At 66.6% G+C, this 22,272-nt stretch carries 16 protein-coding genes; 12 read left to right on the top strand and 4 right to left on the bottom strand.

All coding sequences use genetic code 11. From position 1 onward, the window contains the following. Positions 1–33 precede the first annotated feature (33 nt). Positions 34–1,665: a methyl-accepting chemotaxis protein gene (locus ACSUZJ_RS18255; protein ID WP_499410511.1), complete on the top strand. Its 1,632-nt coding sequence runs from the start codon at positions 34–36 to the stop codon at positions 1,663–1,665. 11 nt (positions 1,666–1,676) lie between these two features. Here the strand turns inward: ACSUZJ_RS18255 and ACSUZJ_RS18250 are convergent, their stop codons facing one another. Continuing rightward, on the bottom strand, positions 1,677–2,867 hold the full coding sequence (locus tag ACSUZJ_RS18250; RefSeq protein ID WP_499410509.1) for a trans-sulfuration enzyme family protein: 1,191 nt from the start codon (positions 2,865–2,867) through the stop codon (positions 1,677–1,679). Further along, positions 2,864–4,300, bottom strand: a complete 1,437-nt coding sequence (locus tag ACSUZJ_RS18245) for a pyridoxal-phosphate dependent enzyme (RefSeq protein WP_499410507.1) — start codon at positions 4,298–4,300, stop codon at positions 2,864–2,866. The genes ACSUZJ_RS18250 and ACSUZJ_RS18245 overlap by 4 nt, the downstream gene beginning before the upstream one ends. Positions 4,301–4,667: 367 nt before the next feature. Between ACSUZJ_RS18245 and ACSUZJ_RS18240 the strand changes: the two genes are divergently transcribed. The 4 genes from ACSUZJ_RS18240 (at position 4,668) to ACSUZJ_RS18225 (ending at position 8,062) form a co-directional block, all read left to right on the top strand. Further along, positions 4,668–5,369, top strand: a complete 702-nt coding sequence (locus ACSUZJ_RS18240) for an Lcl C-terminal domain-containing protein (RefSeq protein WP_499410505.1) — start codon at positions 4,668–4,670, stop codon at positions 5,367–5,369. A gap of 60 nt (positions 5,370–5,429) precedes the next feature. Continuing rightward, complete coding sequence (locus ACSUZJ_RS18235) at positions 5,430–5,894, top strand: DUF2127 domain-containing protein (RefSeq protein ID WP_499410503.1); 465 nt, start codon at positions 5,430–5,432, stop codon at positions 5,892–5,894. Between the two features lie 109 nt (positions 5,895–6,003). Next, on the top strand, positions 6,004–7,311 hold the full coding sequence (locus ACSUZJ_RS18230; protein WP_499410501.1) for a family 1 glycosylhydrolase: 1,308 nt from the start codon (positions 6,004–6,006) through the stop codon (positions 7,309–7,311). Between the two features lie 13 nt (positions 7,312–7,324). Next, on the top strand, positions 7,325–8,062 hold the full coding sequence (locus ACSUZJ_RS18225; RefSeq protein WP_499410499.1) for an SDR family NAD(P)-dependent oxidoreductase: 738 nt from the start codon (positions 7,325–7,327) through the stop codon (positions 8,060–8,062). Positions 8,063–8,079: 17 nt separating this feature from the next. On the opposite strand, the gene prpR is transcribed toward ACSUZJ_RS18225, so the two are convergent. After that, positions 8,080–9,672, bottom strand: coding sequence for a propionate catabolism operon regulatory protein PrpR (gene prpR, locus ACSUZJ_RS18220; RefSeq protein ID WP_499410497.1), 1,593 nt, complete (start codon positions 9,670–9,672; stop codon positions 8,080–8,082). Positions 9,673–9,816: 144 nt separating this feature from the next. Between prpR and ACSUZJ_RS18215 the strand changes: the two genes are divergently transcribed. From ACSUZJ_RS18215 to ACSUZJ_RS18185, 7 genes are all read left to right on the top strand, one after another. Further along, positions 9,817–10,125: a DUF485 domain-containing protein gene (locus ACSUZJ_RS18215; protein ID WP_499410495.1), complete on the top strand. Its 309-nt coding sequence runs from the start codon at positions 9,817–9,819 to the stop codon at positions 10,123–10,125. 11 nt (positions 10,126–10,136) lie between these two features. After that, on the top strand, positions 10,137–11,795 hold the full coding sequence (locus ACSUZJ_RS18210; protein ID WP_499410493.1) for a cation acetate symporter: 1,659 nt from the start codon (positions 10,137–10,139) through the stop codon (positions 11,793–11,795). A gap of 294 nt (positions 11,796–12,089) precedes the next feature. Beyond that, complete coding sequence (gene prpB / locus ACSUZJ_RS18205; protein WP_499410491.1) at positions 12,090–12,977, top strand: methylisocitrate lyase; 888 nt, start codon at positions 12,090–12,092, stop codon at positions 12,975–12,977. 30 nt (positions 12,978–13,007) lie between these two features. Further along, the gene (prpC, locus tag ACSUZJ_RS18200; RefSeq protein ID WP_499416593.1) at positions 13,008–14,162 is read left to right on the top strand and encodes a bifunctional 2-methylcitrate synthase/citrate synthase; all 1,155 of its coding nucleotides are present in this window, start codon (positions 13,008–13,010) and stop codon (positions 14,160–14,162) included. A gap of 14 nt (positions 14,163–14,176) precedes the next feature. Beyond that, positions 14,177–16,777 carry a Fe/S-dependent 2-methylisocitrate dehydratase AcnD gene (gene acnD / locus ACSUZJ_RS18195; protein WP_499410489.1) on the top strand — a complete coding sequence of 867 codons (2,601 nt, stop codon included), beginning with the start codon at positions 14,177–14,179 and terminating at the stop codon, positions 16,775–16,777. A gap of 222 nt (positions 16,778–16,999) precedes the next feature. Next, entirely contained in the window at positions 17,000–18,190 is a 1,191-nt protein-coding gene (gene prpF / locus ACSUZJ_RS18190; RefSeq protein ID WP_499410487.1) for a 2-methylaconitate cis-trans isomerase PrpF, read from the top strand. A gap of 169 nt (positions 18,191–18,359) precedes the next feature. Then, positions 18,360–21,275 (top strand): sensor domain-containing protein, encoded by a 2,916-nt coding sequence (locus ACSUZJ_RS18185; protein ID WP_499410485.1) that lies wholly within the window; start codon positions 18,360–18,362, stop codon positions 21,273–21,275. A gap of 230 nt (positions 21,276–21,505) precedes the next feature. On the opposite strand, the gene xth is transcribed toward ACSUZJ_RS18185, so the two are convergent. Next, the gene (gene xth / locus ACSUZJ_RS18180; protein WP_499410483.1) at positions 21,506–22,270 is read right to left on the bottom strand and encodes an exodeoxyribonuclease III; all 765 of its coding nucleotides are present in this window, start codon (positions 22,268–22,270) and stop codon (positions 21,506–21,508) included. Positions 22,271–22,272: the final 2 nt, after the last annotated feature.

The following is a 22,272-nucleotide window of genomic DNA, read 5'->3' as shown; positions in this document are numbered from 1 at the left end:
ACACTGCGCGCATCGTCAATTATCGTGACCCGCATGCGCACCCTCAAGCTCCACACCGGCACCAAGATCCTCGGCGCCTTCGCCATCGTCTCTCTCGTCATCGCGGTCATCGTCGCCAATGCGCTGTGGCGCATGCATGCCGCCGACGCGCTCACCGCCGACCTGGTGCACGACAAGCTGGCCAAGCAGCAGCTGGCCTCGGACCTGCTGGGGCTGGAGCGCCTGAACGGCTCGCGCACGGTGTCGATCGCGCGCAGCGACAGCCTGGAACTGGCCGACTACTTCCTGACCCAGCTGGCCGAGGGGCGACGGCAGATCGCCGCCATCGAGGAAAACTGGAGAAAACTGCCAGCCAGCGCACGCGAAGCCGCACTGCTGGCGGCAAGCGCCAGGCACAAGGCCAGGTTGGCCGCAGTACAGACGGAGCTGCTGCGCGCCAAGGAGTTCGGCCAGACCCAGTTGGTGGAGGAGATCATCGCCACGCGCTGGGAACCGGCTTACCAGGCCCAGGTCGGCGCGCTCGAGGCCCTGCTCGCCCACGAAAGCAGAGAGGCGCACCGCCTTGCCGCCGAGTCGGCCGCGGCATCGAATTTCAGCAAGCGCCTGCTGCTGGCGCTGGGCGCCGGTGCCCTGGTCGTCGGCGCGCTGCTGGCCTGGCTGCTGACCCGGAATATCGTCGGCCCGCTGCAGCAGGCGGTGACGCTGGCCGAACAGGTGGCGCGCGGCGACCTGCGCCCGACCATCGCGCATGATCGCAGCGACGAGATCGGCCGCCTGTTCGACGCCCTGAACGGGATGACGGGCGGGGTATCCAGTACCGTGGCCCAGGTGCTGCAGGGCGCGGTCGCCATCGACTGCGCTTCCAACGAGATCGCCGACGGCAACCACGACCTGTCGCAGCGCACCGAGCGCCAGGCCGGCTTCCTCAGGCAGACGGTGAGCGCGATGGAGGAATTGACGGGCGCGATCGCAGAGAACAATGCCAGCGCCCAGCGCGCCAACGCGCTGGCCCAGGCCGCTTCAGGCGTCGCCACCGAAGGCGCGGCCGCCGTCGAGCAGCTGGTGACGCGCATGGGCGCGATCAAGGCCTCGGCTGCGCGCATCGTCGACATCACCGGCATGATCGACAGCATCGCATTCCAGACCAATATCCTGGCCCTGAACGCGGCGGTGGAGGCGGCGCGCGCCGGCGCCGAAGGACGCGGTTTCGCGGTGGTGGCGGCCGAGGTGCGCAACCTGGCCCAGCACTCGGCGCAGGCGGCGAAGGAGATCAAGACCCTGATCGGCCTGTCTGCCGGCGAGATCGAGGCCGGCACCGGCATCGCCAACGCGGCCGGGGCGACCATGCGCGCGGTGCTCGAGCACGTGCACGACCTCGCCGCGATCCTGGATGCCATCGATACCGCCAGCGCCGGCCAGGCCAGCGGCGTCGCCCGGGTCGGCCGCGCAATCGCCGAGATGGACCGGTCGACCCAGCAGAACGCGGCGATGGTGGAGCAGGCCGCGGCGGCCGCCGACGCGATGCGCGAGCGGGCCGCCGAGCTGTCGCGCCTGGTGGCCACCTTCAGGCTGCGCGGTTCGGTGAACGGCGCGGCCGATGATGCGGCTGAAAGCGCGGCGGACGAGCAGGTGCTCGCTTCCCGGCCGCTGGCGCTGGCCGCCTGACTACCTGACCACTACACCGCCGCCAGCGCGCGCGCCAGGTCGGCGCGCTGGTCCTCGAGATGCTCGATACCGACCGAGAGGCGGACCAGGGTATCGCTGATGCCCAGTTCCGCACGCTGCGCCGGCGGAATGGTCGCATGCGTCATCAGGGCTGGATGCTCGATCAGGCTCTCCACGCCACCCAGGCTTTCGGCCAGGGTGAACACCGAGCAGCTTTCCAGGAAACGGCGCGCCCCGGCCAGGTCGGTATCGAGCTCGATCGAGATAATGCCGCCGTAGCCATTCATTTGCCGCCGCGCCAGCGCATGCTGGGGGTGCGATTCCAGGCCCGGATAATAGACCTTGCGGACCTTGGGCTCGCGCTCCAGCCACTGCGCCAGCGCCAGGGCATTGGCGCTGCTGCGCTCGACGCGCAGGGCCAGGGTCTTGATCCCGCGCAGCACCAGGAAGCTGTCGAAAGGCCCCTGAATCGCGCCCACCGCGTTCTGGATGAAGCCGAGCTGCTCGCGCAGCGGCGCATGATGCTCCGCCTTGCCGACCACGGCCACGCCGCCGATCACGTCCGAGTGTCCGTTCATGTACTTCGTGGTCGAGTGCACCACGATGTCGATGCCCGACTCCAGCGGCCGCTGGACAATGGGACTGGCGAAGGTGTTGTCGCAGACGCTGACGATGCCGCGCTCGCCGCACAGCCTGGCGACCGCCGCCAGGTCGGCTAGCTTCAGCATCGGGTTGGTCGGCGTCTCGACCCAGACCATTTTGGTATCGGGCGTGATCGCCGCGGCCAGCGCCTCCGGGTCGGCCAGGTTCACGTAGCTGAACGTGTGCCCCGCGCTGCGGCGTCGCACGCGCTCGAACAGGCGGTAGGTGCCGCCGTACATGTCGTCGCCGGCCACGATGTGCGAGCCGCTAGGGAGCAGTTCCAGTACCGCCGAGATCGCGGCCAGGCCCGAGGCGAAGGCAAAGGCGGCGCTGCCGCTTTCGATGTCGGCCACGCAGCGCTCGAGCGCCCAGCGCGTCGGGTTGTGCGAGCGGCCGTAGTCCAGGCCCTTGTGCACGCCCGGGCTCTCCTGGGCGAAGGTCGAGGTCGCGAAGATCGGCGGCATCACCGCGCCGGTGGCCGGCTCGGGCGACTGGCCGCCGTGGATGACGCGGGTGGCGAGATGGCGCCTGGTATTCGGGTTGGTGTCGGATTCGCTCACGATAAGGTCCTGCGCAGATGGTTGAGAAGGTCGAAACGGGTGATCAGGCCGTAGAAGCGCTCGTCCTCGCAGATCACGGCGGTCAGGCCGCGGTCGAGGATCGCGCGCAACTGATCCATGCTGGCCGAAGGCCTGAGCGTCTGCAGCTGCGCCGTCATGGTGCTCGCCACCTGCGCCTTGAAGCGCCCGGGTTCACTGGTGACGTGCAGCAGCAGGTCGGATTCGTCGATGATGCCCACCAGGCGGCCGTTGTCGATCACGGGAAGCTGGGCCAGGTCGCTGCTGCGCATGCGGTTGAAGGCAGTGAGCAGGGTGTCGGTCGGCGCCACGGTGACGACTTCGCCAGCGTCGAAGCGGCGCCCGATCAGGTCGCGCAAATTGCCCAGTTGCGGGCGATGCAGCAGGCCCTGGTCGACCATCCAGCCGTCGCTGTAGACCTTGGTGAGATAGCGCGTGCCGGTGTCGCAGACGAAGGTGACGACGCGCTTGGGCGTGGTTTGTTCGCGGCAGTAGCGCAGGGCGGCGGCGAGCAGGGTGCCGGTGGAGGAGCCGGCCAGGATGCCCTCGTGCTGCAGCAGGGCGCGCGCGGTGGTGAAGCTTTCCTCGTCGCTGATGCTGTAGGCGCTGCGCACGCGCGACAGGTCGGCAATCCCTGGAATGAAGTCTTCGCCGATGCCTTCGACGGCCCAGGAGCCGGCCTCCTTCGACACGTGTCCGGTCTGGATGTATTCGGCGAGGATCGAGCCCTGCGGATCGGCCAGCACGAATTCCAGGTTCGGCTGCACCCCGGCGAAGTAGCGCGACAGGCCGGTCAGCGTGCCGGAAGAGCCGACGCCGACCACGATGGCATCGAGCTCGTGCCCGGTCTGTTCCCAGATCTCGGGGCCGGTCGTGGTTTCGTGGGCGTGCGGGTTGGCCGGGTTGTTGAACTGGTCGGCGAACCAGGCGCCGGGGATCTCGCGTGCCAGGCGCGCGGCGTAGTCCTGGTAGTACTCGGGGTGGCCCTTGCCGACGTCGGAGCGGGTCAGGTGGATCTCGGCGCCGAGCGCCTTCAGGTGCAGGATCTTTTCGGCGGCCATCTTGTCGGGCACCACCAGCACGACGCGGTAGCCCTTGATGCGCGCTACCAGCGCCAGGCCCAGGCCGGTGTTGCCGGCGGTGGCTTCGACCACGGTGCCGCCGGGCTTGAGCCGGCCGTCGCGCTCGGCCGCTTCGATCATCGCCACGCCGATACGGTCCTTGATCGAGCCGCCGGGGTTTTGCGATTCCAGTTTCAGGAAGAGTTGGCAGGGACCGGTGTCGAGCCGGGTGACCTGCACCAGCGGCGTGTTGCCGATGAGAGAAAAGATGGCTGCCTGAGTTGCTACCGGATTTGCTGCCTGATTTGCGACCTGAGTTGCTGCCTGCGGCGGGTGTTCCAGATTGCGTTGCATGTTGCCTCCAGGAAGGCGCCTTGTGGGCGCCGCGAACGCCAAAGGGGGGGCGCGGGGTCGCGCCCGATCGTGAAGAACAAGACATCTTACGGCGATCGGCAGACGGCTGTTTGAACTGGAACCAAGCGTGAGCGCGACAGGCCGCTGAGCCTCGGAATGCCAAGCTTAACCTGTCCAGTCATGTTTGTTTAATAAGATAATCTCATATTGGTATGAGATTCATGAGCCCGTCTTCTGAAGCATGCCAGCCTCGTGCGCGCACTGTGCAGACGCAAATGTCATACCCGATTGGCATGCGATTTTGTCAATTTTCGTTGCCCTCAAGTGCTATACTGTTCCATCTTTTTGCCCGGACAACGTGACCCCCATGAGCTTCAAGCGCCTACTCTCCCTCATTGCAGCTACCATGCTGCTCCTGCTCTCCGCCTGCGGCGACAACGGCGTCCAGCTCGGCGAGTTCCCGGCGCTGACGAAGACCGAAGGCGACCCGCCCTTCGACCTGGTCGCGCCGAGTTCGGACAGCCCGGGAACATTCAGCTTCAGCAGCAGCGACCCGTCGATCGCCTCCATCTCCGGCAAGACTGTGACGATCCACCGGGCCGGTACCGTGACCATCACCGCCCAGCAGCCGCGCACCGGCAGCTACAACCCGACCTCGACCAGCACCACGCTGACCATCGCGGCGCGCGTGTGCGAAGCGCCCTCGGTGAACGTGAATGGGGTCTGCGTTGCGCCGGCGAGCACCGCGAGCTACGTTACGCACGGCGACCTGGTCTGGATGCCGGCCAGCTTCGTGCTCGACTGGGTCAAGGCCGATGCCTTCTGCAAGAACACGACCATCGACGGCAAGAAAAACTGGAAACTGCCGACCCGCGCCGAGCTGGCGGCCCTGGTGGCCTCGGGCGAACTCGACGGCAAGGGCTGGGTAGGCGGCGATACCTGGGCGGCGGACGCCGGCGCCGGCACGAATACGCATGTCGTGATCAACTCCTCGACGCGCGCCGTCACCGATTTCGCGGCTGACAAGAAGGCTTACGTCACCTGTACGCGGAACCCGGCCGCTGCGTGACACTGGCGACCTGGTCGATGTCGCTCCATCCTGAACCGCCGCGAGGCAGCGCGAAGTAAAGTGGGCCTCACCCAAGGCATACGCACCGTGGCCGCGATCGAGGCGGCAAAAGGCCTCGTGGTCCTGTTGACCGGGTTTGGCCTCTTCGCGCTGGTGCACCAGGATGTGCAGCGCTTTGCCGAGGAACTGGTCAGGCATGCGCACCTGAACCCTGCATCCCATGCGCCCCGCATCTTCCTCGAGTATGCGGGCAAGCTGGACGACACCAAGCTGATGCAGCTGGCGGCGGCGGCGCTCGCCTACGCCAGCGTGCGCATGGTCGAAGCCTATGGCCTGTGGTTCGACCGCGCATGGGGAGAAGGTTTTGCGGCCGCAAGCGGCGCCGTCTACCTGCCCTTCGAAGTGCGCGAGCTCTATCACCGCCCCGGCTGGCTCAGCGCCGGCCTGCTGGTGCTGAACCTGGCCGTGGTCGTCTTCATGGTCTACAGCCTGCGCCGGCGTATTGCTGCAGGAAAATCGGACTGAGGATCGGGCTGAACATCGGCGCGAAACTGTGTGGTCCGCCGCGCGGTCAAACCGATGCCGGTTCCGACAGCGTCCCTCCCGGTGGCGCACCCGGCAGACGGGGCAGCACATGGTATCGAGTCAAGCTGGATTCCTCTTTGCAACCGGCATAGAAAACAGCAGCCCGACGATCGCCGGCGGCAGGGTGCGCATGGACGAGATGGCGAAGTGCGGGCATTACCGCCATTGGCGGCGCGACTTCGACCTGGTCGAGGAAATCGGCGTGCGCTTCCTGCGCTACGGCCCGCCGCTGCATACGACGCTGCTCGGCGCCAGGCGCTACGACTGGTCGTTTGCCGACGAGGTGTTTCCCGACCTGCGGCGCCGTAACATCGTGGCCATCGTCGACCTCTGCCATTTCGGCCTGCCCGATTTTCTCGGCGACTTCCAGAATCCGGACTTCCCCGCGATTTTCGCCGATTACGCCCTTGCATTCGCCCAGCGTTATCCCTGGATCCAGCTGTACACGCCGGTGAACGAGATGTCGATCTGCGCGCTGTTTTCCGCCCTCTACGGCTGGTGGAACGAGCAGATGCACGAGGACAAGGCTTTTGTGACGGCCCTGAAACACGTGGTGAAAGCCAACCTGCTCGCCATGCGCGCGATCCTGAGGGTGCGCCCCGACGCCCTGTTCGTCCAGAGCGAATCCACCGAGTACTTCCACGCCATCAAGCCGGCGGCGATCGGGCCGGCGGAAACCATGAACGCGCGCCGTTTCCTGTCGCTGGACCTGAACTATGGCCGCCGCGTGGATTCCACCATGTACGAGTACCTGCTCGACAATGGCATGACGCGCGACGAATACCACTTCTTCCTGAACAACAACCTGAAGCACCACTGCCTCATGGGCAACGACTACTACCAGACCAACGAGCACCATGTGTCGGCGGACGGTTCGACCCGCGCTTCCGGGGAAATCTTCGGCTACGCCGTCATCACCCACCAGTACTACAACCGCTACCGCCTGCCCGTCATGCACACGGAAACCAATCTCTGCGAGGGGCCGCATGGGGACGAGGCGGTCAAGTGGCTGCGCAAGGAATGGGCGAACGTGCTCCGGGTGCGCAACAACGGCGTGCCCATCGTCGGCTTCACCTGGTATTCGCTGACGGACCAGGTGGACTGGGACACCGGCCTGCGCGAAGACAATGGCCATGTGAACGCCCTGGGCCTGGCCGACCTCGAACGCAAGCTGCGCCCGGTGGGCGTGGCCTACCGCGACCTGATCGGAGACTGGACCGAAGTGTTGCCGACCCAGAGCGTCTGCCTGCAGGTGCCCCTGGCCCTCGACGACGACTATCCGGAGCTGGCCGGTCCGCCCGCCCATCCGACCCAGGATCCCCGCGCGGGCACCGGCGCGCCCAGGAATGCGGAATAGGGAAGGGGCTTCCATGCGGTTTTCCGACAAGATTGTCCTCGTTACCGGCGCGGCCGGCGGCATTGGCCTGGCGGCGGCGCTGCGCTTTGCCGCCGAAGGCGCCAGCCTCGTGCTGGTCGACCGCGACGCGGGCGCCTTGCCGGCGGCGGCGGCGGCGGTGCGCGAACGCGGTCATGGGGACGTTCTGGAAGCCGTGTGCGACGTCGGCGTCGAGGACAATGTCGTCCATGCCGTCGAACAGGCGCTGAAGCAATTCGGCCGCCTCGACGTGGTCGTCAACAACGCCGGACTGATGATCTTCAAGCCCATCACCGAACTCACCGCGGCCGACTGGACGAAGGTGTTGCAGGTCGACCTGCTCGGCGCCTTCTTCTTCATCAAGCAGGCCTTCCTGCACATGAAGCCGGGCGGTGCGATCGTCAATGTCTCCAGTGTCCATGCCCTGGAAACCGAGCCCCATGTTGCGCCCTATGCGGCGGCCAAGGCGGCCCTGCTGTCGCTGACCCGCTCGGCGGCGCTGGAGGGAATGGGCAAGGTGATCCGGGTCAATGCCGTCGTTCCCGGCGCCATTGACACGCCGATGCTGTGGAATAACCCGCAGGTACAGTCCGGCGCCGAACACATCGATCCGGGCGAGGTGGGCAAGCCCGGGGAGCTGGCCGCCGCGATCGCCTTCCTTGCTTCCGACGACGCCGGCTTCATCCAGGGAGCAGCGCTGGTCGTCGACGGCGGGCGGCTGTGCCGGTTGTAGCCTGGTTATGGCCTGCTTCAGGTCCCCGACTTCAGCCGCCGCCACAGCGTCGTGCGGCTGATGCCGAGATGGCGTGCAGCGGCGTCGCGCGCGCCGCCGAAACGGGCGACGACCTCGGCCGTGGTTTCGGCCTGCAGCGCCGGCGCCGGATGGGCCTGCCCCAGCTCGGGCGCCACCGACAGCAGGAAACCCGGACTCAGGGACTGCAGCGGCTCGGCCGCCAGGAAGAGGGCGAGACGCTCCATCAGGTTGCGCAGTTCGCGCACATTGCCCGGCCAGCCGTAGCGTTCCAGCAGCGGCGCGCAGGCCGCCAGCTCCGCATGCAGGTTCGGATGCGGCCGGGCGCCGAGCGCGGCCAGCGCCTGCTTCAGGGACCACTCGGCCAGCGGCGCGATGTCGGGCAGGCGCGCGCGCAGCGGCGGCAGCGACAGGCGCAGCACCGCGAGCCGGTAGAACAGGTCGGCCCGGAAGCGTCCCTCGCGCACCCGCGCCTCGAGGTCGCAGTGGGTGGCGCTGATCACGCGCACGTCGATCGGCACTGGCCGCGTGCCGCCAACCCGCATCACTTCGCGCTCTTCCAGCACGCGCAGCAGGCGCGTCTGCAGGGCCAGCGGCATTTCGCCGATCTCGTCGAGGAAGAGGGTGCCGCGGTTGGCGGCCTCGAACAGTCCGGCATGGCCGCCGCGGCGCGCGCCGGTGAAGGCGCCTTCCTCGTGGCCGAAGAGCTCCGATTCCAGCAGCGACTCGGCGATCGCCCCGCAGTTGACGGCGACGAAGGGCCGGTTCGCGCCCAGGCTGCGCGGCCCTTCGCGGTGGATGGCCTGGGCGACGAGCTCCTTGCCGCTGCCGGTCTCGCCCTGGATCAGGACGGTGGCCGGCGAGCGTGCATACAGCACCACCATCTGGCGCAGGCGCTCCATGGCCTCGGAGTCGCCGCGCAGGTCGTTCAGGCCGCGCCGCGCGCGCTGCGCGTCGACCGGGGTGCCGCGCCGGATCCGGTTCGCTTCCAGCTGGGTCAGGCGCGCCACCTCGAGCGCGTCGTCGAAGGCCTGGCGGATCGAGGCCGCCGAATACAGGAACACGCTGGCCAGGCCCGCTTCCTCGGCCAGGTCGGCGATCAGGCCGGCGCCGACCACGACCTCGATCCCGGCCGCCTTCAGCTCGCGGATCGCGGCGCGGGCGTCCTCGCGCGTGACATAGGTGCGCTGCGCCACGTCGATGCCGAAGGTGGTGCTGAATTCAGCCAGTTCCGGCAAGGCCTGCTGGTAGCTGATCACGCCGATGCGTTCGGACATCTTGCGTGCCCGCGCCAGCGCCCGCATCACGTCGTAGCCGCTGGCCTTGGCGACCACCACCGGTGCCGATACCCGGCCCTTCAGGTAGGCGCCGTTCGAGCCGGCGGCAATCACCACGTCGCAACGCTCGCTCGCCATGCGTTCGCGTATATGGCGTGCAGCTTCATCGAACCCGAGGTGGATCGGCTCGATCAAAGCAAGGTGATCGTATTCGAGCGTGATGTCGCGCAGCAGGTCCGACAGGCGCGACACCGAGACGGTCCAGATGACCGGCTTGTCGGAGTTGTCTGCCGGTGAACGCGGGGAATGTTTCATGTTTCAAGTGTAACGCATGTTGCGCCTGTGTTTCAGTGAAACATCGGCGGCACGACAGGGCGCGTCCTGTAAGGTTTCCGTAGGACGCGCGGTTTATGATCAATCCGCCGAAACGGCAAAACGACAGAAACAAGGAGACACAACGTGGACCAAGACATTGCTCAACTCATCAAGGCGGACCCGAATTACCACAAGCTGGTAAAGACCCGGTCGCGCTACGGCTGGACCCTCACGTGGAGCATGATGGTCGTGTACTACGGCTTCATCCTGCTGGTCGCCTTCAACAAGGAATGGATGGGCACGCGCCTGGGGGAAGGCGTCATGACCTGGGCGATGCCGGTCGGGCTGGCCGTGATCCTGTTCACCGTCGTCATCACCGGCGTCTACGTGCGCCGCGCGAACAGCGAATTCGACGAACTCACCGCCGCCATCCGTGCGCGCGCAAAAGCATGAGGAGCGCGCCCATGAATCTCTTCCATCGCATCGGCGCCGCGGCGCTCGCCCTTAGCGCCGGCCATGCCGCCGCCGCGCCGGTCATCGAGGAAGCGCAGAAGCAGCCGACCAACTGGACCGCGATCCTGATGTTCGCGGGCTTCGTGATCTTTACCCTGTTCATCACCAAGTGGGCCGCGGCCAGGACCCGCTCGGCCTCGGACTTCTACACGGCCGGGGGCGGCATCACCGGCTTCCAGAACGGCCTGGCGATCGCCGGCGACTACATGTCGGCCGCCTCCTTCCTCGGCATTTCCGCCGCCGTCTTCCTCGACGGCTACGACGGCCTGATCTATGCGATCGGCTTTCTGGTCGGCTGGCCCGTCATCACTTTCCTGATGGCCGAGCGGCTGCGCAACCTGGGCCGCTTCACCTTTGCCGACGTCGCCGCCTACCGCTTCGCGCAGACCCCGATCCGCCTGTTCGCCGCCTCCGGCACCCTGGTCGTGGTCGCGTTCTACCTGATCGCGCAGATGGTCGGCGCCGGCCAGTTGATCAAGCTGCTGTTCGGGCTCGAGTACTGGATCGCGGTCGTCATCGTCGGCGTGCTGATGATGGTCTATGTGCTTTTCGGCGGCATGACGGCCACCACCTGGGTGCAGATCATCAAGGCCGTGCTTCTGCTGTCGGGCGCTTCCTACATGGCCTTCGCCGTGCTGGCCCAGTTCAACTTCAGCCCCGAGGCGCTGTTCGCCAAATCGGTCGAGGTGCATGCCAAGGGCGAGGCGATCATGGGGCCGGGCACCTTCATCAAGGACCCGGTCTCGGCGATTTCCTTCGGCATGGCGCTGATGTTCGGCACCGCCGGCCTGCCGCACATCCTGATGCGCTTCTTCACCGTGCCCAGCGCCAAGGAAGCGCGCAAGTCGGTGTTCTGGGCCACGACCTGGATCGGCTACTTCTATATCCTGACCTTCATCATCGGCTTCGGCGCAATCGTCCTGGTCGGCACCAACCCCGCGTTCAAGGACGCTGCCGGCAAGCTCCTCGGCGGAAATAACATGGCGGCGGTGCACCTGGCGCAGGCGGTCGGCGGCGACGTCTTCCTCGGCTTCATCTCGGCGGTCGCCTTCGCGACCATCCTGGCGGTGGTGGCCGGCCTGACCCTGTCCGGCGCCTCGGCCGTCTCGCACGACCTGTACGCGACCGTGATCAAGCAGGGCAGGGCGGGCAGCGCCAAGGAGCTGAAGGTCTCGCGCCTGACAACGATCGCGCTGGGCATCATCGCAGTGCTGCTGGGAATCGCTTTCGAGAAGCAGAACGTGGCCTTCATGGTGTCGCTGGCGTTCGCGATCGCGGCCTCGGCCAACTTCCCGGTGCTGTTCATGTCGGTGCTGTGGAAGGACTGCACCACGCGCGGCGCTACCATCGGCGGCTTCCTCGGCTTGACGACGGCCGTGGTGCTGACCCTGCTGTCGAAATCGGTCTGGACCGACGTGCTGGGCTATGGCGAGGCGCCTTTCCCCTACACCTCGCCGGCGCTGTTCTCGATGATCGTCGGCTTTGCCGGCATCTGGATCATCTCGCTGCTCGACAAGGGACCGCGTGCGCGGCTGGACCGCGCCGGCTTCGAGATGCAGCAATTGCGTTCGGAAACCGGGATCGGCGCATCCGGCGCTTCCGGGCACTGAGCCGGCCGGCTGCCATGGACAACCCCGCCGGGCGGGGTCGTTCGTTTGCCGCGTCCACTCGTCTTCCGCGTCCATTCGTTTGCCGCTTCCATGTTTCACCGCGTTTCACGATGAAACATCGTTTGTTGCAAAGCCGGGCCGACCCCGCGCCGCTCGGCCATATCCGCACGGCTGGATGGCGCCAAATGCCTGAAATGCAAGCACAAACGCGTACCGGCGCGCGTGACGAGCGAGCTGGCACGCCCCTTGCATAACACAGTGCATTCGCCATTACTTCACACGAAAGGCCAGAGCATGAGTCACCATTCCGCAGGCGCCGCGTTTCGCAAAGCCGTGCAAGAAGAATCGCCGCTGCAGGTCGTCGGCGCCATCAATGCCAACCACGCCCTGCTGGCCAAGCGCGCCGGCTTCAAGGCCATCTACCTCTCGGGCGGGGGCGTCGCCGCCGGCTCGCTGGGCCTGCCCGACCTGGGCATCTCGAACCTGGACGACGTGCTCACCGACGTGCGCCGCATCACCGACGTGTGCGACCTGCCGCTGCTGGTCGACGTCGATACCGGCTTTGGTTCCTCGGCCTTCAACGTTGCCCGCACCGTCAAGTCGATGATCAAATTTGGCGCAGCCGCCATGCACATCGAAGACCAGGTCGGCGCCAAGCGTTGCGGCCACCGTCCGGGCAAGGAAATCGTCTCGAAGCAGGAGATGGTCGACCGCATCAAGGCCGCCGTCGACGCGCGTACCGACGAGAACTTCGTGATCATGGCGCGCACCGATGCGCTGGCCGTGGAAGGCATCGATGCCGCCATCGACCGCGCAGTGGCCTGTGTCGAGGCCGGCGCCGACATGATCTTCCCGGAAGCCATGACCGACCTGAAGATGTACTCGCAGTTCGCGAAGGCGGTCGGCGTGCCCATCCTGGCCAACATCACCGAGTTCGGCTCGACCCCGCTGTTCACGGTCGAGGAGCTGAAAACCGCCGACGTCGGCCTGGTGCTCTACCCGCTGTCGGCCTTCCGCGCCATGAACAAGGCGGCCGAAAACGTCTACACTGCGATTCGCCGCGACGGCACCCAGAAGAACGTGGTCGACACCATGCAGACCCGCGCCGAACTGTACGAGCGCATCAATTACCACGATTTCGAGCAGAAACTGGATGCGCTGTTTGCAGCGCAGAAAAAATAACTGAGCCTACAGGAGACCAACATGACCCAAATGCAGAGCGAACAAAATTCCACCTTCAAGCCGAAGAAATCCGTGGCCCTGTCGGGCGTCGCCGCCGGTAACACCGCACTGTGCTCGGTCGGCCGTTCGGGCAACGATCTGCACTACCGCGGCTACGACATCCTGGACGTCGCCGATTCCTGCGAATTCGAAGAGATCGCCTACCTGCTGGTGCACGGCAAGCTGCCGACCCTGGCCGAACTGAAGGGCTACAAGGCCAAGCTGAAGATGCTGCGCGGCCTGCCGCAAGCGGTCAAGCTGGCCCTGGAAGCACTGCCGGCCGGCAGCCACCCGATGGACGTGATGCGTACCGGCGTCTCGGCCCTGGGCTGCACGCTGCCGGAAAAAGAAGATCACAACATCGCCGGCGCGCGCGACATCGCCGACCGCCTGATGGCTTCCTTCGGTTCCATGCTGCTCTACTGGTACCACTACAGCCACAACGGCAAGCGCATCGATGTGGAAACCGACGACGATTCGATCGGCGGCCACTTCCTGCACCTGCTGCACGGCCACAAGCCGTCCGATGAATGGGTGAAGGCGATGCACACCTCGCTGATCCTCTACGCCGAGCACGAATTCAACGCCTCGACCTTCACCGCGCGCGTGATCGCCGGCACCGGTTCGGACATCTACTCGGCCGTCACCGGCGCCATCGGCGCCCTGCGCGGCCCGAAGCACGGCGGCGCCAACGAAGTCGCGCTCGACATCCAGAAGCGCTACGAGAACGCCGACGAAGCCGAGGCCGACATCCGCAACCGCGTGGCCAATAAAGAGGTCGTGATCGGTTTCGGCCACCCGGTGTACACGATTTCCGACCCGCGCAACAAGGTCATCAAGGAAGTCGCACGCACCCTGTCGGAATCAAGCGGTTCGATGAAGATGTTCGACATCGCCGAGCGCCTGGAATCGGTCATGTGGGAAGTCAAGAAGATGTTCCCGAACCTGGACTGGTTCTCGGCCGTCTCGTACCACATGATGGGCGTGCCGACCGCCATGTTCACCCCGCTGTTCGTCATCTCGCGCACCTCGGGCTGGGCCGCGCACGTCATCGAACAGCGCATCGACAACAAGATCATCCGCCCGAGCGCGAACTACGTCGGTCCCGAGGACCTGCAGTTCGTGCCGATCGCCGATCGTAAGTAATCACCGAGCTTCACATGAACAACGCATACCGCAAACCCCTGCACGGGACCAATTTGCACTTCTTCGACGCGCGCGAAGCCGTCGACAGCATCGAAGCGGGCGCCTGGGACAAGCTGCCCTACACCTCGCGCGTGCTGGCCGAGAACCTGGTGCGCCGCTGCGAACCCATGGCCCTGGTGCCGTCGCTCAAGCAATTAATCGATCGCGCGCGCGATCTCGATTTTCCCTGGTACCCAGCCCGCGTAGTTTGCCACGACATCCTGGGCCAGACCGCCCTGGTCGACCTGGCCGGCCTGCGTGACGCCATCGCGCTCGAAGGCGGCAACCCGGCTCTGGTCAATCCTGTCGTGCCGACCCAGCTCGTGGTCGACCACTCGCTGGCCGTGGAGTGCGGCGGCTTCGATCCCGACGCCTTCGCCAAGAACCGCGCCATCGAGGACCGCCGCAACGAGGACCGCTTCGACTTCATCAACTGGACCAAGAAGGCCTTCCAGAACGTCGACGTGATCCCGCCGGGCAATGGCATCCTGCACCAGATCAACCTGGAGCGCATGTCTCCGGTGATCCAGGTGAAGGACGGGGTCGCCTTCCCGGATACCCTGGTCGGTACCGACTCGCATACCCCGATGGTCGACGCGCTGGGCGTGATCGCCATCGGCGTGGGCGGCCTGGAAGCCGAGAGCGTCATGCTGGGCCGCGCGTCCTACATGCGCCTGCCGGACATCGTCGGAGTCGAGCTCACCGGCAAGCCGGGGCCGGGCATCACCGCCACCGACGTGGTGCTGGCGCTGACCGAGTTCCTGCGCAAGGAGAAGGTCGTGTCGACCTACCTCGAGTTCTACGGCGAAGGCGCGGCCAACCTGACCCTGGGCGACCGCGCGACCATTTCGAACATGGCCCCGGAATTCGGCGCCACGGCCGCGATGTTCTACATCGACGAGCAGACCATCAAGTACCTGAAGCTCACCGGCCGCGAGGACGAGACCGTCAAACTGGTCGAGCTCTACGCCAAGGAAACCGGCCTGTGGGCCGACGCGCTCAAGACGGCCGAATACGAGCGCGTGCTGCGCTTTGACCTCTCGACCGTGGTGCGCAACATCGCCGGACCATCGAACCCGCACAAGCGCGTGCCGACGTCGGAACTGGCCGCGCGCGGCATCGCCGGCCTTGTTGAGAACGAGCCGGGACTGATGCCCGACGGCGCCGTCATCATCGCTGCGATTACCAGCTGCACCAACACCAACAACCCGCGCAACATGATCGCCGCCGGCCTGCTGGCGCGTAACGCCAACCAGCGCGGCCTGCTGCGTAAACCCTGGGTCAAGTCTTCGCTGGCGCCGGGATCGAAGGCGGTCTCGCTCTACCTGGAAGAAGCGGGCCTGCTGCCGGAACTGGAAAAGCTGGGCTTCGGCGTGGTCGCTTTCGCCTGCACCACCTGCAACGGCATGAGCGGCGCGCTCGACCCGGCGATCCAGAAGGAGATCGTCGAGCGCGACCTGTACGCGACCGCCGTCCTCTCGGGCAACCGCAATTTCGACGGCCGCATCCACCCCTACGCGAAGCAGGCCTTCCTGGCTTCGCCGCCGCTGGTGATCGCCTACGCCATCGCCGGCACGATCCGCTTCGACATCGAGAAGGACGTGCTGGGCGTGGACAGCGAAGGCAAGGCGGTGACCTTGGCCGACATCTGGCCGAGCGACGAGGAGATCGACGCGGTCATCGAGCAGAGCGTGAAACCCGAGCAGTTCCGCAAGGTCTACACGCCGATGTTCGCGCGCACCGAGGAAGCCGGCGAGGCGGTCAGTCCGCTGTACGACTGGCGTCCGCAGAGCACCTACATCCGCCGTCCGCCCTACTGGGAAGGCGCGCTGGCCGGCGAGCGCACGCTCAAGGGCATGCGTCCGCTGGCGGTCCTGGGCGACAACATCACGACCGACCACCTGTCGCCCTCGAACGCCATCCTGCTGGACTCGGCGGCCGGCGAATACCTGGCGAAGATGGGCCTGCCGGAAGAGGACTTCAACTCCTACGCGACCCACCGCGGCGACCACCTGACGGCGCAGCGCGCAACGTTTGCGAATCCGACCCTGAAGAACGAGATGGTGCGCAATCCGGACGGCAGTGTCCGCGCCGGTTCGCTGGCGCGCATCGAGCCGGAAGGGCAGGTGACGCGCATGTGGGAAGCGATCGAGACCTACATGGAGCGCAAGCAGCCCCTGATCGTGATCGCCGGCGCCGACTACGGCCAGGGCTCCTCGCGCGACTGGGCGGCCAAGGGCGTACGCCTGGCGGGTGTGGAAGCGATCGTGGCCGAGGGCTTCGAACGCATCCACCGCACCAACCTGGTGGGCATGGGCGTGCTGCCGCTGGAATTCCTGCCGGGCACCAACCGCCTGACGCTGGGCATCGACGGCACCGAGACCTTCGACGTGATCGGCGAACGCACGCCGCGTGCGACGCTTACCCTGGTCATCAACCGCCGCAACGGCGAACGGGTCGAGGTGCCGGTCACCTGCCGCCTCGATACGGCGGAAGAGGTGTCGATCTACGAAGCGGGCGGCGTGCTGCAGCGTTTTGCGCAGGACTTCCTGGCGTCGTCGAAGGTCGCGGCGTAAGGTCGGCGTTCGCGGGCGATGCGTCACCGTTGCTGATGCAAGGTGACGCACGTAACCGCGTGGGCACAGAGTGCCCACGCTACGGTCGATGCAAACGCGTTGATCGACCGCAGCCGAAACGCCAACCGTAGGGTGGGCACCCCGTGCCCACGCGTTACGTGCCCTACGCCCGGCCACGAACCGTGAAACGTCGCCCGCACAATCAAACAGGACCACAAACACATGGCACACCAACCCCAAATCAAAATCCCCGCCACCTACATGCGTGGCGGCACCAGCAAGGGCGTGTTCTTCCGCCTGCAGGATCTCCCCGAAGCGGCCCGCGTCCCGGGCCCGGCCCGCGACGCACTCCTGCTGCGCGTGATCGGCAGCCCCGACCCCTACGGCAAGCAGATCGACGGCATGGGCGGCGCCACCTCGAGCACCAGCAAGACCGTGATCGTCTCGAAAAGCACGCGCGAGGGCCATGACGTCGACTACCTGTTCGGCCAGGTCTCGATCGATAAACCCTTCGTGGACTGGAGCGGCAACTGCGGCAACCTGTCCTCGGCGGTCGGCTCGTTCGCGATCTCCAGCGGCCTGGTCGACCCCGAACGCATCCCGCAGGACGGCATGGCGACGGTGCGCATCTGGCAGGCCAACATCGGCAAGACCATCATCGCGCAGGTCCCGATGACCAACGGGGAGGTGCAGGAGACCGGCGACTTCGAGCTCGACGGCGTGACCTTCCCGGCCGCCGAAGTCCAGCTCGAATTCATGGACCCGGCCGCCGACGAGGAGGGCGCCGGCGGCTCGATGTTCCCGACCGGGAACCTGGTCGACGATCTCGAGGTGCCGGGCCTGGGGACGCTCAAGGCGACGATGATCAACGCCGGCATCCCGACCATCTTCGTGAATGCCGCCGACATCGGCTATACCGGCGCCGAGCTGCAGGACGCCATCAACGGCGACGAGCGCGCGCTGGTGATGTTCGAGACCATCCGCGCCTGCGGCGCCGTGCGCATGGGCCTGATCCAGCACGTCGACGAGGCCGCCAAGCGCCAGCACACGCCGAAGGTGGCGTTTGTCGCGCCGCCGCTAGCCTACACCGCGTCGAGCGGCAAGCAGGTGGCCGCCGGCGACATCGACCTGGTAGTGCGCGCACTCTCGATGGGTAAACTCCACCACGCGATGATGGGCACGGCGGCCGTCGCCATCGGTACCGCGGCTGCGATTCCTGGCACCCTGGTCAACCTGGCGGCCGGCGGCGGCAGGCCAGGCGCGGTGCGCTTCGGCCACCCGTCCGGCACCCTGCGCGTCGGCGCGGAGGCGGTCGAGACGGACGGCCAATGGCAGGTCACCAAGGCGGTAATGAGCCGCAGCGCACGGGTGCTGATGGAAGGCTGGGTGCGCGTGCCAGGTGACGCGTTCTGACGCGATAAAGCTGCCGTCTCGCTGCCGTTTCGTGGCCCACTGTCGTCAATATAGCGACAGTGGGCCTTTTTTGTTTCCATACTGCTAGTCACTTTCATGCGGCGTAGTTTATGATCTTGCAACGCATGCGGCCCGGTTCGAGAGGCTGCAGCCTGGGGATCCACCTGAGATGGACAGAATTTCGAGTCAACCCGCATTTGTCGCCGACGCATTGCGGCTGGTCGGCGCGCCCGCCTGTGCCTGCGATGCCGCAGGCGTCATCTTTGCAGCCAACGACGCGCTGACGGCGCTGCTCGGCGAGCCGCCGCATGGCCGTCCGCTGCTCGACCTGTTCCGTGGCGCGGCCGCGGCAGCCTCTGCATCGCGCCTGCCGGAAGCGGTGACGCAGCCGTGCGACTGGCATGGCCTGCTGGCGCTTGCCAAGGGCGAGCTGCCGGTGCACGTGCGCGCCCGGCCGCTGCCCCCGGGGGCCGGCGCGCCCGGCGCGACTTTCGTGTTCGACGACATCAGCGACTACGAGGCGGGGCGCGAAGCGCTGCGCACGACGCTGCTGGAGCAGCGTGCGATCTTCGAGCATGCGCCGGTCGGCATCCTGTTCACGCGCAGCGGGCGCCTGTTGGCAGGCAATCCGCGCCTGGCCGCGATGCTCGGCTGTCGCCCCGACGAGTTGACCGAGGTCGAGCCGGCCAGCATCTTCGTCTCGCCCGAAGCCTTCCACCAGTTCCTCGAGGAGGCATTCGCCGCCCTGGGGCAGGGACAGGTGTTCGAGCGGACCAGGCAGCCGTTCCGGCGCCGCGACGGCTCGCGGTTCTGGTGCCGCGTGCGTGCGCATGCGGTCGAGCCGGGACGGCGCGAGGCGGGCACGATCTGGATCGTCGAGGACGTCACCGAGGCGCGCCGCGCGCAGCTCGAAGTCGAAGCCTTGATGACCAATTCGGCGCTGGCCATTGTCTTCACCCGCAATCATGGCATCACGCGCTGCAATGGCGGCTTTCGCGAGATGTTCGGCTACGCCGACGGGATGCCGGCGCCTGCCGACGTGCGCCAGCTGTACCGCGACGGCGATGCCTGCGACGCCATCGGCGAGGCGGCCTTCCGCCAGTTCGCGCGCGGGCAGTCCTACACTACCGAGACCGAGATGGTCCGCGCCGACGGCACGCCGATCTGGGTCCAGGTGATAGGCTTCATGGTCAACCCCGAGGAGCCCGGCTACGGCAACGCCTGGATTATCGAGGACCGCACCCGCCACAAGCGCGACGAGCAGTCGCTGCGCGACGCGCTGCTGGAGAACCAGGCCATCCTCGACAGCGCCGTGCTGGGCATCGCGGTGGTCGAGAACGGGCGCACGCTGCATTGCAACCGCAAGATGGAAGAGCTGTTCGGTTGCGCGTCGGGTGCACGAGGCGGCGGCATCACCGGGGCGACCGTGCGTTCGCTGTATCCGGATGCCGACAGCTGGCATGCCGCGCGTCTCGACACCGCCCGCGACTTCGCTGCCGGGCGCGTGCACGTGGCCGAGCACCGCCTGATCCGGCGCGACGGCGAACTGTTCTGGGCGCGCCTGTCGGGCCGGCCCTTCGACCTGAACAACCCGGGCGGGCGCAGCGTCTGGATGGTCGACGACGTGACCGCGCAGCGCGCAGCGGCCGAGGAAGTGCGGCGCGCGCGCGACGAGCTCGAAGTGCGGGTGGCCGAACGCACCGCCGAGCTGGCGGGAGCGAACGCGCTGCTGCAGGACGAGATCGTCGAGCGGCGCCAGGCCGAGGCGCGCGTGCACCACATGGCCTACCACGACAGCCTGACCGGCCTGCCGAACCGCGCGCTGCTGACGGACCGCCTGGAGCGCGCGATCCTCGCGGCCGGGCGCACCGGCAGCAGGCTCGCCGTGATGTTCATCGACCTGGACCGCTTCAAGACCATCAACGATTCGCTCGGCCACCTGATCGGCGACTACCTGCTCAAGGAAGTGGCGAATCGCCTGTGCCGCGCGGTGCGCGCCAGCGACACCGTCGCGCGCCTGGGCGGCGACGAGTTCGTGGTGCTGGTGCCGAGCGTGGCGGCCGCCGAGGAGTGCCACCATGTGGCCGAGAAGATCATCGAGGCCCTCGCCACGCCGGTCCCGATCGAGGCCCACCTGCTGCACATCTCGCCCTCCATCGGCATCTGCCTGTATCCGGACGACGGCCTTGACGTCGAGACCCTGATGCGCCATGCCGACGCCGCGATGTACCACGCCAAGGGAGCGGGGCGCAACACCTACCAGTTCTTCAACCAGCGCATGAACCAGGCTGCGGCGCGCCACTTCGAGCTGGAATCGAACCTGCGCACGGCGCTCGCCAACGGCGAGTTCGAACCCTTCTACCAGCCGATCATGGACATGGCCACGCGCCGCGTGCATGCGCTGGAGGTGCTGCTGCGCTGGCGCCGGCCGGACATCGGCCTGGCGCTGCCGGACGACTTCATCCCCATCCTGGAAGAGAACGGGATGATCGTGCCGGTGGGCGAGTGGGTGATCCGGCGCGCCTGCGAGCAGAGCATGGAATGGCAGCGCCAGGGCCTGCCCGCGGTGCCGCTGGCGATCAACCTGTCGGCGCGCCAGTTCATGCACAAGGCCCTGGTGGCATCGATCCGCCGCATCGTGGACGAGACCGGGATCGACCCGGCCCTGGTCGAATTCGAGATCACGGAGTCGGCGCTGATGCAGCACAGCGAGCAGACCCTCGAGATCCTGGGCCAGATCAACCGCATGGGCATGCGCCTGTCGATCGACGACTTCGGCACCGGCTATTCGAGCCTGGCCTACCTGAAGCGCTTCCCGGTCCGCAAGATCAAGATCGACCGCGCCTTCATCCGTGAACTGGAAGCGAGCAGCGAAGACCGGGCCATCGTCGCCGCCGTGATGGCGCTGGCGAACAGCCTGCAGCTGCAGGTGGTGGCGGAGGGCGTGGAAACCGAGGAGCAGCTCGCGCTGCTGCGCGGCTACGGCTGCCAGTACGTGCAGGGCTGGCTGTTCGCGAAGGCGCTCGACAGCGCGGCGACGCGGGCGCTGCTGGCGGACGACAACGCGCATTCACGCGGCGATTGAACCCGTAGGGTGGGCACCCCGTGCCCACGCGTTACGTGCGTCTCTCCCGGCTACATGCGGTGACCCGTCGCCCGCGATGCATGCGCCGGCCACGATCCAGGTCAATTGGAATATGCGGTGTGAGCGATAGCGGCACGGTGATGCGGTGCGAGCGAGATGCCGCCGCACGTAACCGAGCGTCATGTGCGTAACGCGTGGGCACGGAGTGCCCACCCTACGTTCCCGTCTGCTTAAGCCAGGGTCGCCACCACCGGCGTGTGATCCGACGGCTGCTCCCACTTGCGCGGTTCGCGGTCGATGATGCAGGCCGTGCAGCGCTTGGCCAGTTCGGTCGAGAGCAGGATGTGGTCGATGCGCAGGCCGCGGTTGCGGCGGAAGGCCATCATGCGGTAGTCCCACCAGCTGTACTGCTTTTCGGGCTGCTCGAACATGCGAAAAGCGTCGACCATGCCGAGGTCGATCAGGCCCGCCATCGCGGCCTTTTCCTTCTCGGAGAAGTGGATCTTGCCTTCCCATTCGGCCGGGTCGTGCACGTCGCGGTCCTCGGGCGCGATGTTGTAGTCGCCCAGCAGCGCCAGTTGCGGGTACTGGCGCATCTCGGCGGCCAGCCACTCGTGCAGGGCCTTCAGCCAGGCCATCTTGTAGACATATTTGTCCGAATCGACCGCCTGGCCGTTCGGAATGTAGGCGCAGACGAAGCGCACGCCCTCGATGGTGGCGGCGATGATGCGTTGCTGCTCGTCCTCGAAGCGCGGATTGTTCTTGACCACGTCAAGGATCGGGTATTTCGACAGGATGGCCACGCCGTTGTAGGTTTTCTGGCCGGTATAGGCGACTTGATAACCTGCAGAATTAATTTCTGCCAGCGGGAACTTATCGTCGGTCAGTTTGGTCTCTTGAAGGCAGAGCACGTCAACCGGGTTGGCTTCGAGCCATTGCAGCAGGTGCGGCAGGCGCACCTTCAGCGAGTTGACGTTCCATGTTGCTATTTTCATGT

Origin of the sequence: Telluria sp. B2 (assembly GCF_051789535.1) — a bacterium.
In the GTDB taxonomy this organism is placed as follows: Bacteria; Pseudomonadota; Gammaproteobacteria; order Burkholderiales; family Burkholderiaceae_D; genus Telluria.
Note: the sequence above shows the minus strand (reverse complement) of the source record. Positions and strands in the feature narration are given on the sequence as shown.

What these genes read in the sequence shown, in the direction of transcription:
- ACSUZJ_RS18255 (WP_499410511.1), top strand. Translation starts at nt 34, where the DNA reads ATGCGCACCCTCAAGCTCCACACCGGCACCAAGATCCTCGGCGCCTTC.
- ACSUZJ_RS18245 (WP_499410507.1), bottom strand. Translation starts at nt 4,300, where the DNA reads ATGCAACGCAATCTGGAACACCCGCCGCAGGCAGCAACTCAGGTCGCA.
- ACSUZJ_RS18240 (WP_499410505.1), top strand. Translation starts at nt 4,668, where the DNA reads ATGAGCTTCAAGCGCCTACTCTCCCTCATTGCAGCTACCATGCTGCTC.
- ACSUZJ_RS18230 (WP_499410501.1), top strand. Translation starts at nt 6,004, where the DNA reads ATGGTATCGAGTCAAGCTGGATTCCTCTTTGCAACCGGCATAGAAAAC.
- ACSUZJ_RS18225 (WP_499410499.1), top strand. Translation starts at nt 7,325, where the DNA reads ATGCGGTTTTCCGACAAGATTGTCCTCGTTACCGGCGCGGCCGGCGGC.
- prpR (WP_499410497.1), bottom strand. Translation starts at nt 9,672, where the DNA reads ATGAAACATTCCCCGCGTTCACCGGCAGACAACTCCGACAAGCCGGTC.
- ACSUZJ_RS18210 (WP_499410493.1), top strand. Translation starts at nt 10,137, where the DNA reads ATGAATCTCTTCCATCGCATCGGCGCCGCGGCGCTCGCCCTTAGCGCC.
- prpB (WP_499410491.1), top strand. Translation starts at nt 12,090, where the DNA reads ATGAGTCACCATTCCGCAGGCGCCGCGTTTCGCAAAGCCGTGCAAGAA.
- prpC (WP_499416593.1), top strand. Translation starts at nt 13,008, where the DNA reads ATGCAGAGCGAACAAAATTCCACCTTCAAGCCGAAGAAATCCGTGGCC.
- acnD (WP_499410489.1), top strand. Translation starts at nt 14,177, where the DNA reads ATGAACAACGCATACCGCAAACCCCTGCACGGGACCAATTTGCACTTC.
- prpF (WP_499410487.1), top strand. Translation starts at nt 17,000, where the DNA reads ATGGCACACCAACCCCAAATCAAAATCCCCGCCACCTACATGCGTGGC.
- ACSUZJ_RS18185 (WP_499410485.1), top strand. Translation starts at nt 18,360, where the DNA reads ATGGACAGAATTTCGAGTCAACCCGCATTTGTCGCCGACGCATTGCGG.
- xth (WP_499410483.1), bottom strand. Translation starts at nt 22,270, where the DNA reads ATGAAAATAGCAACATGGAACGTCAACTCGCTGAAGGTGCGCCTGCCG.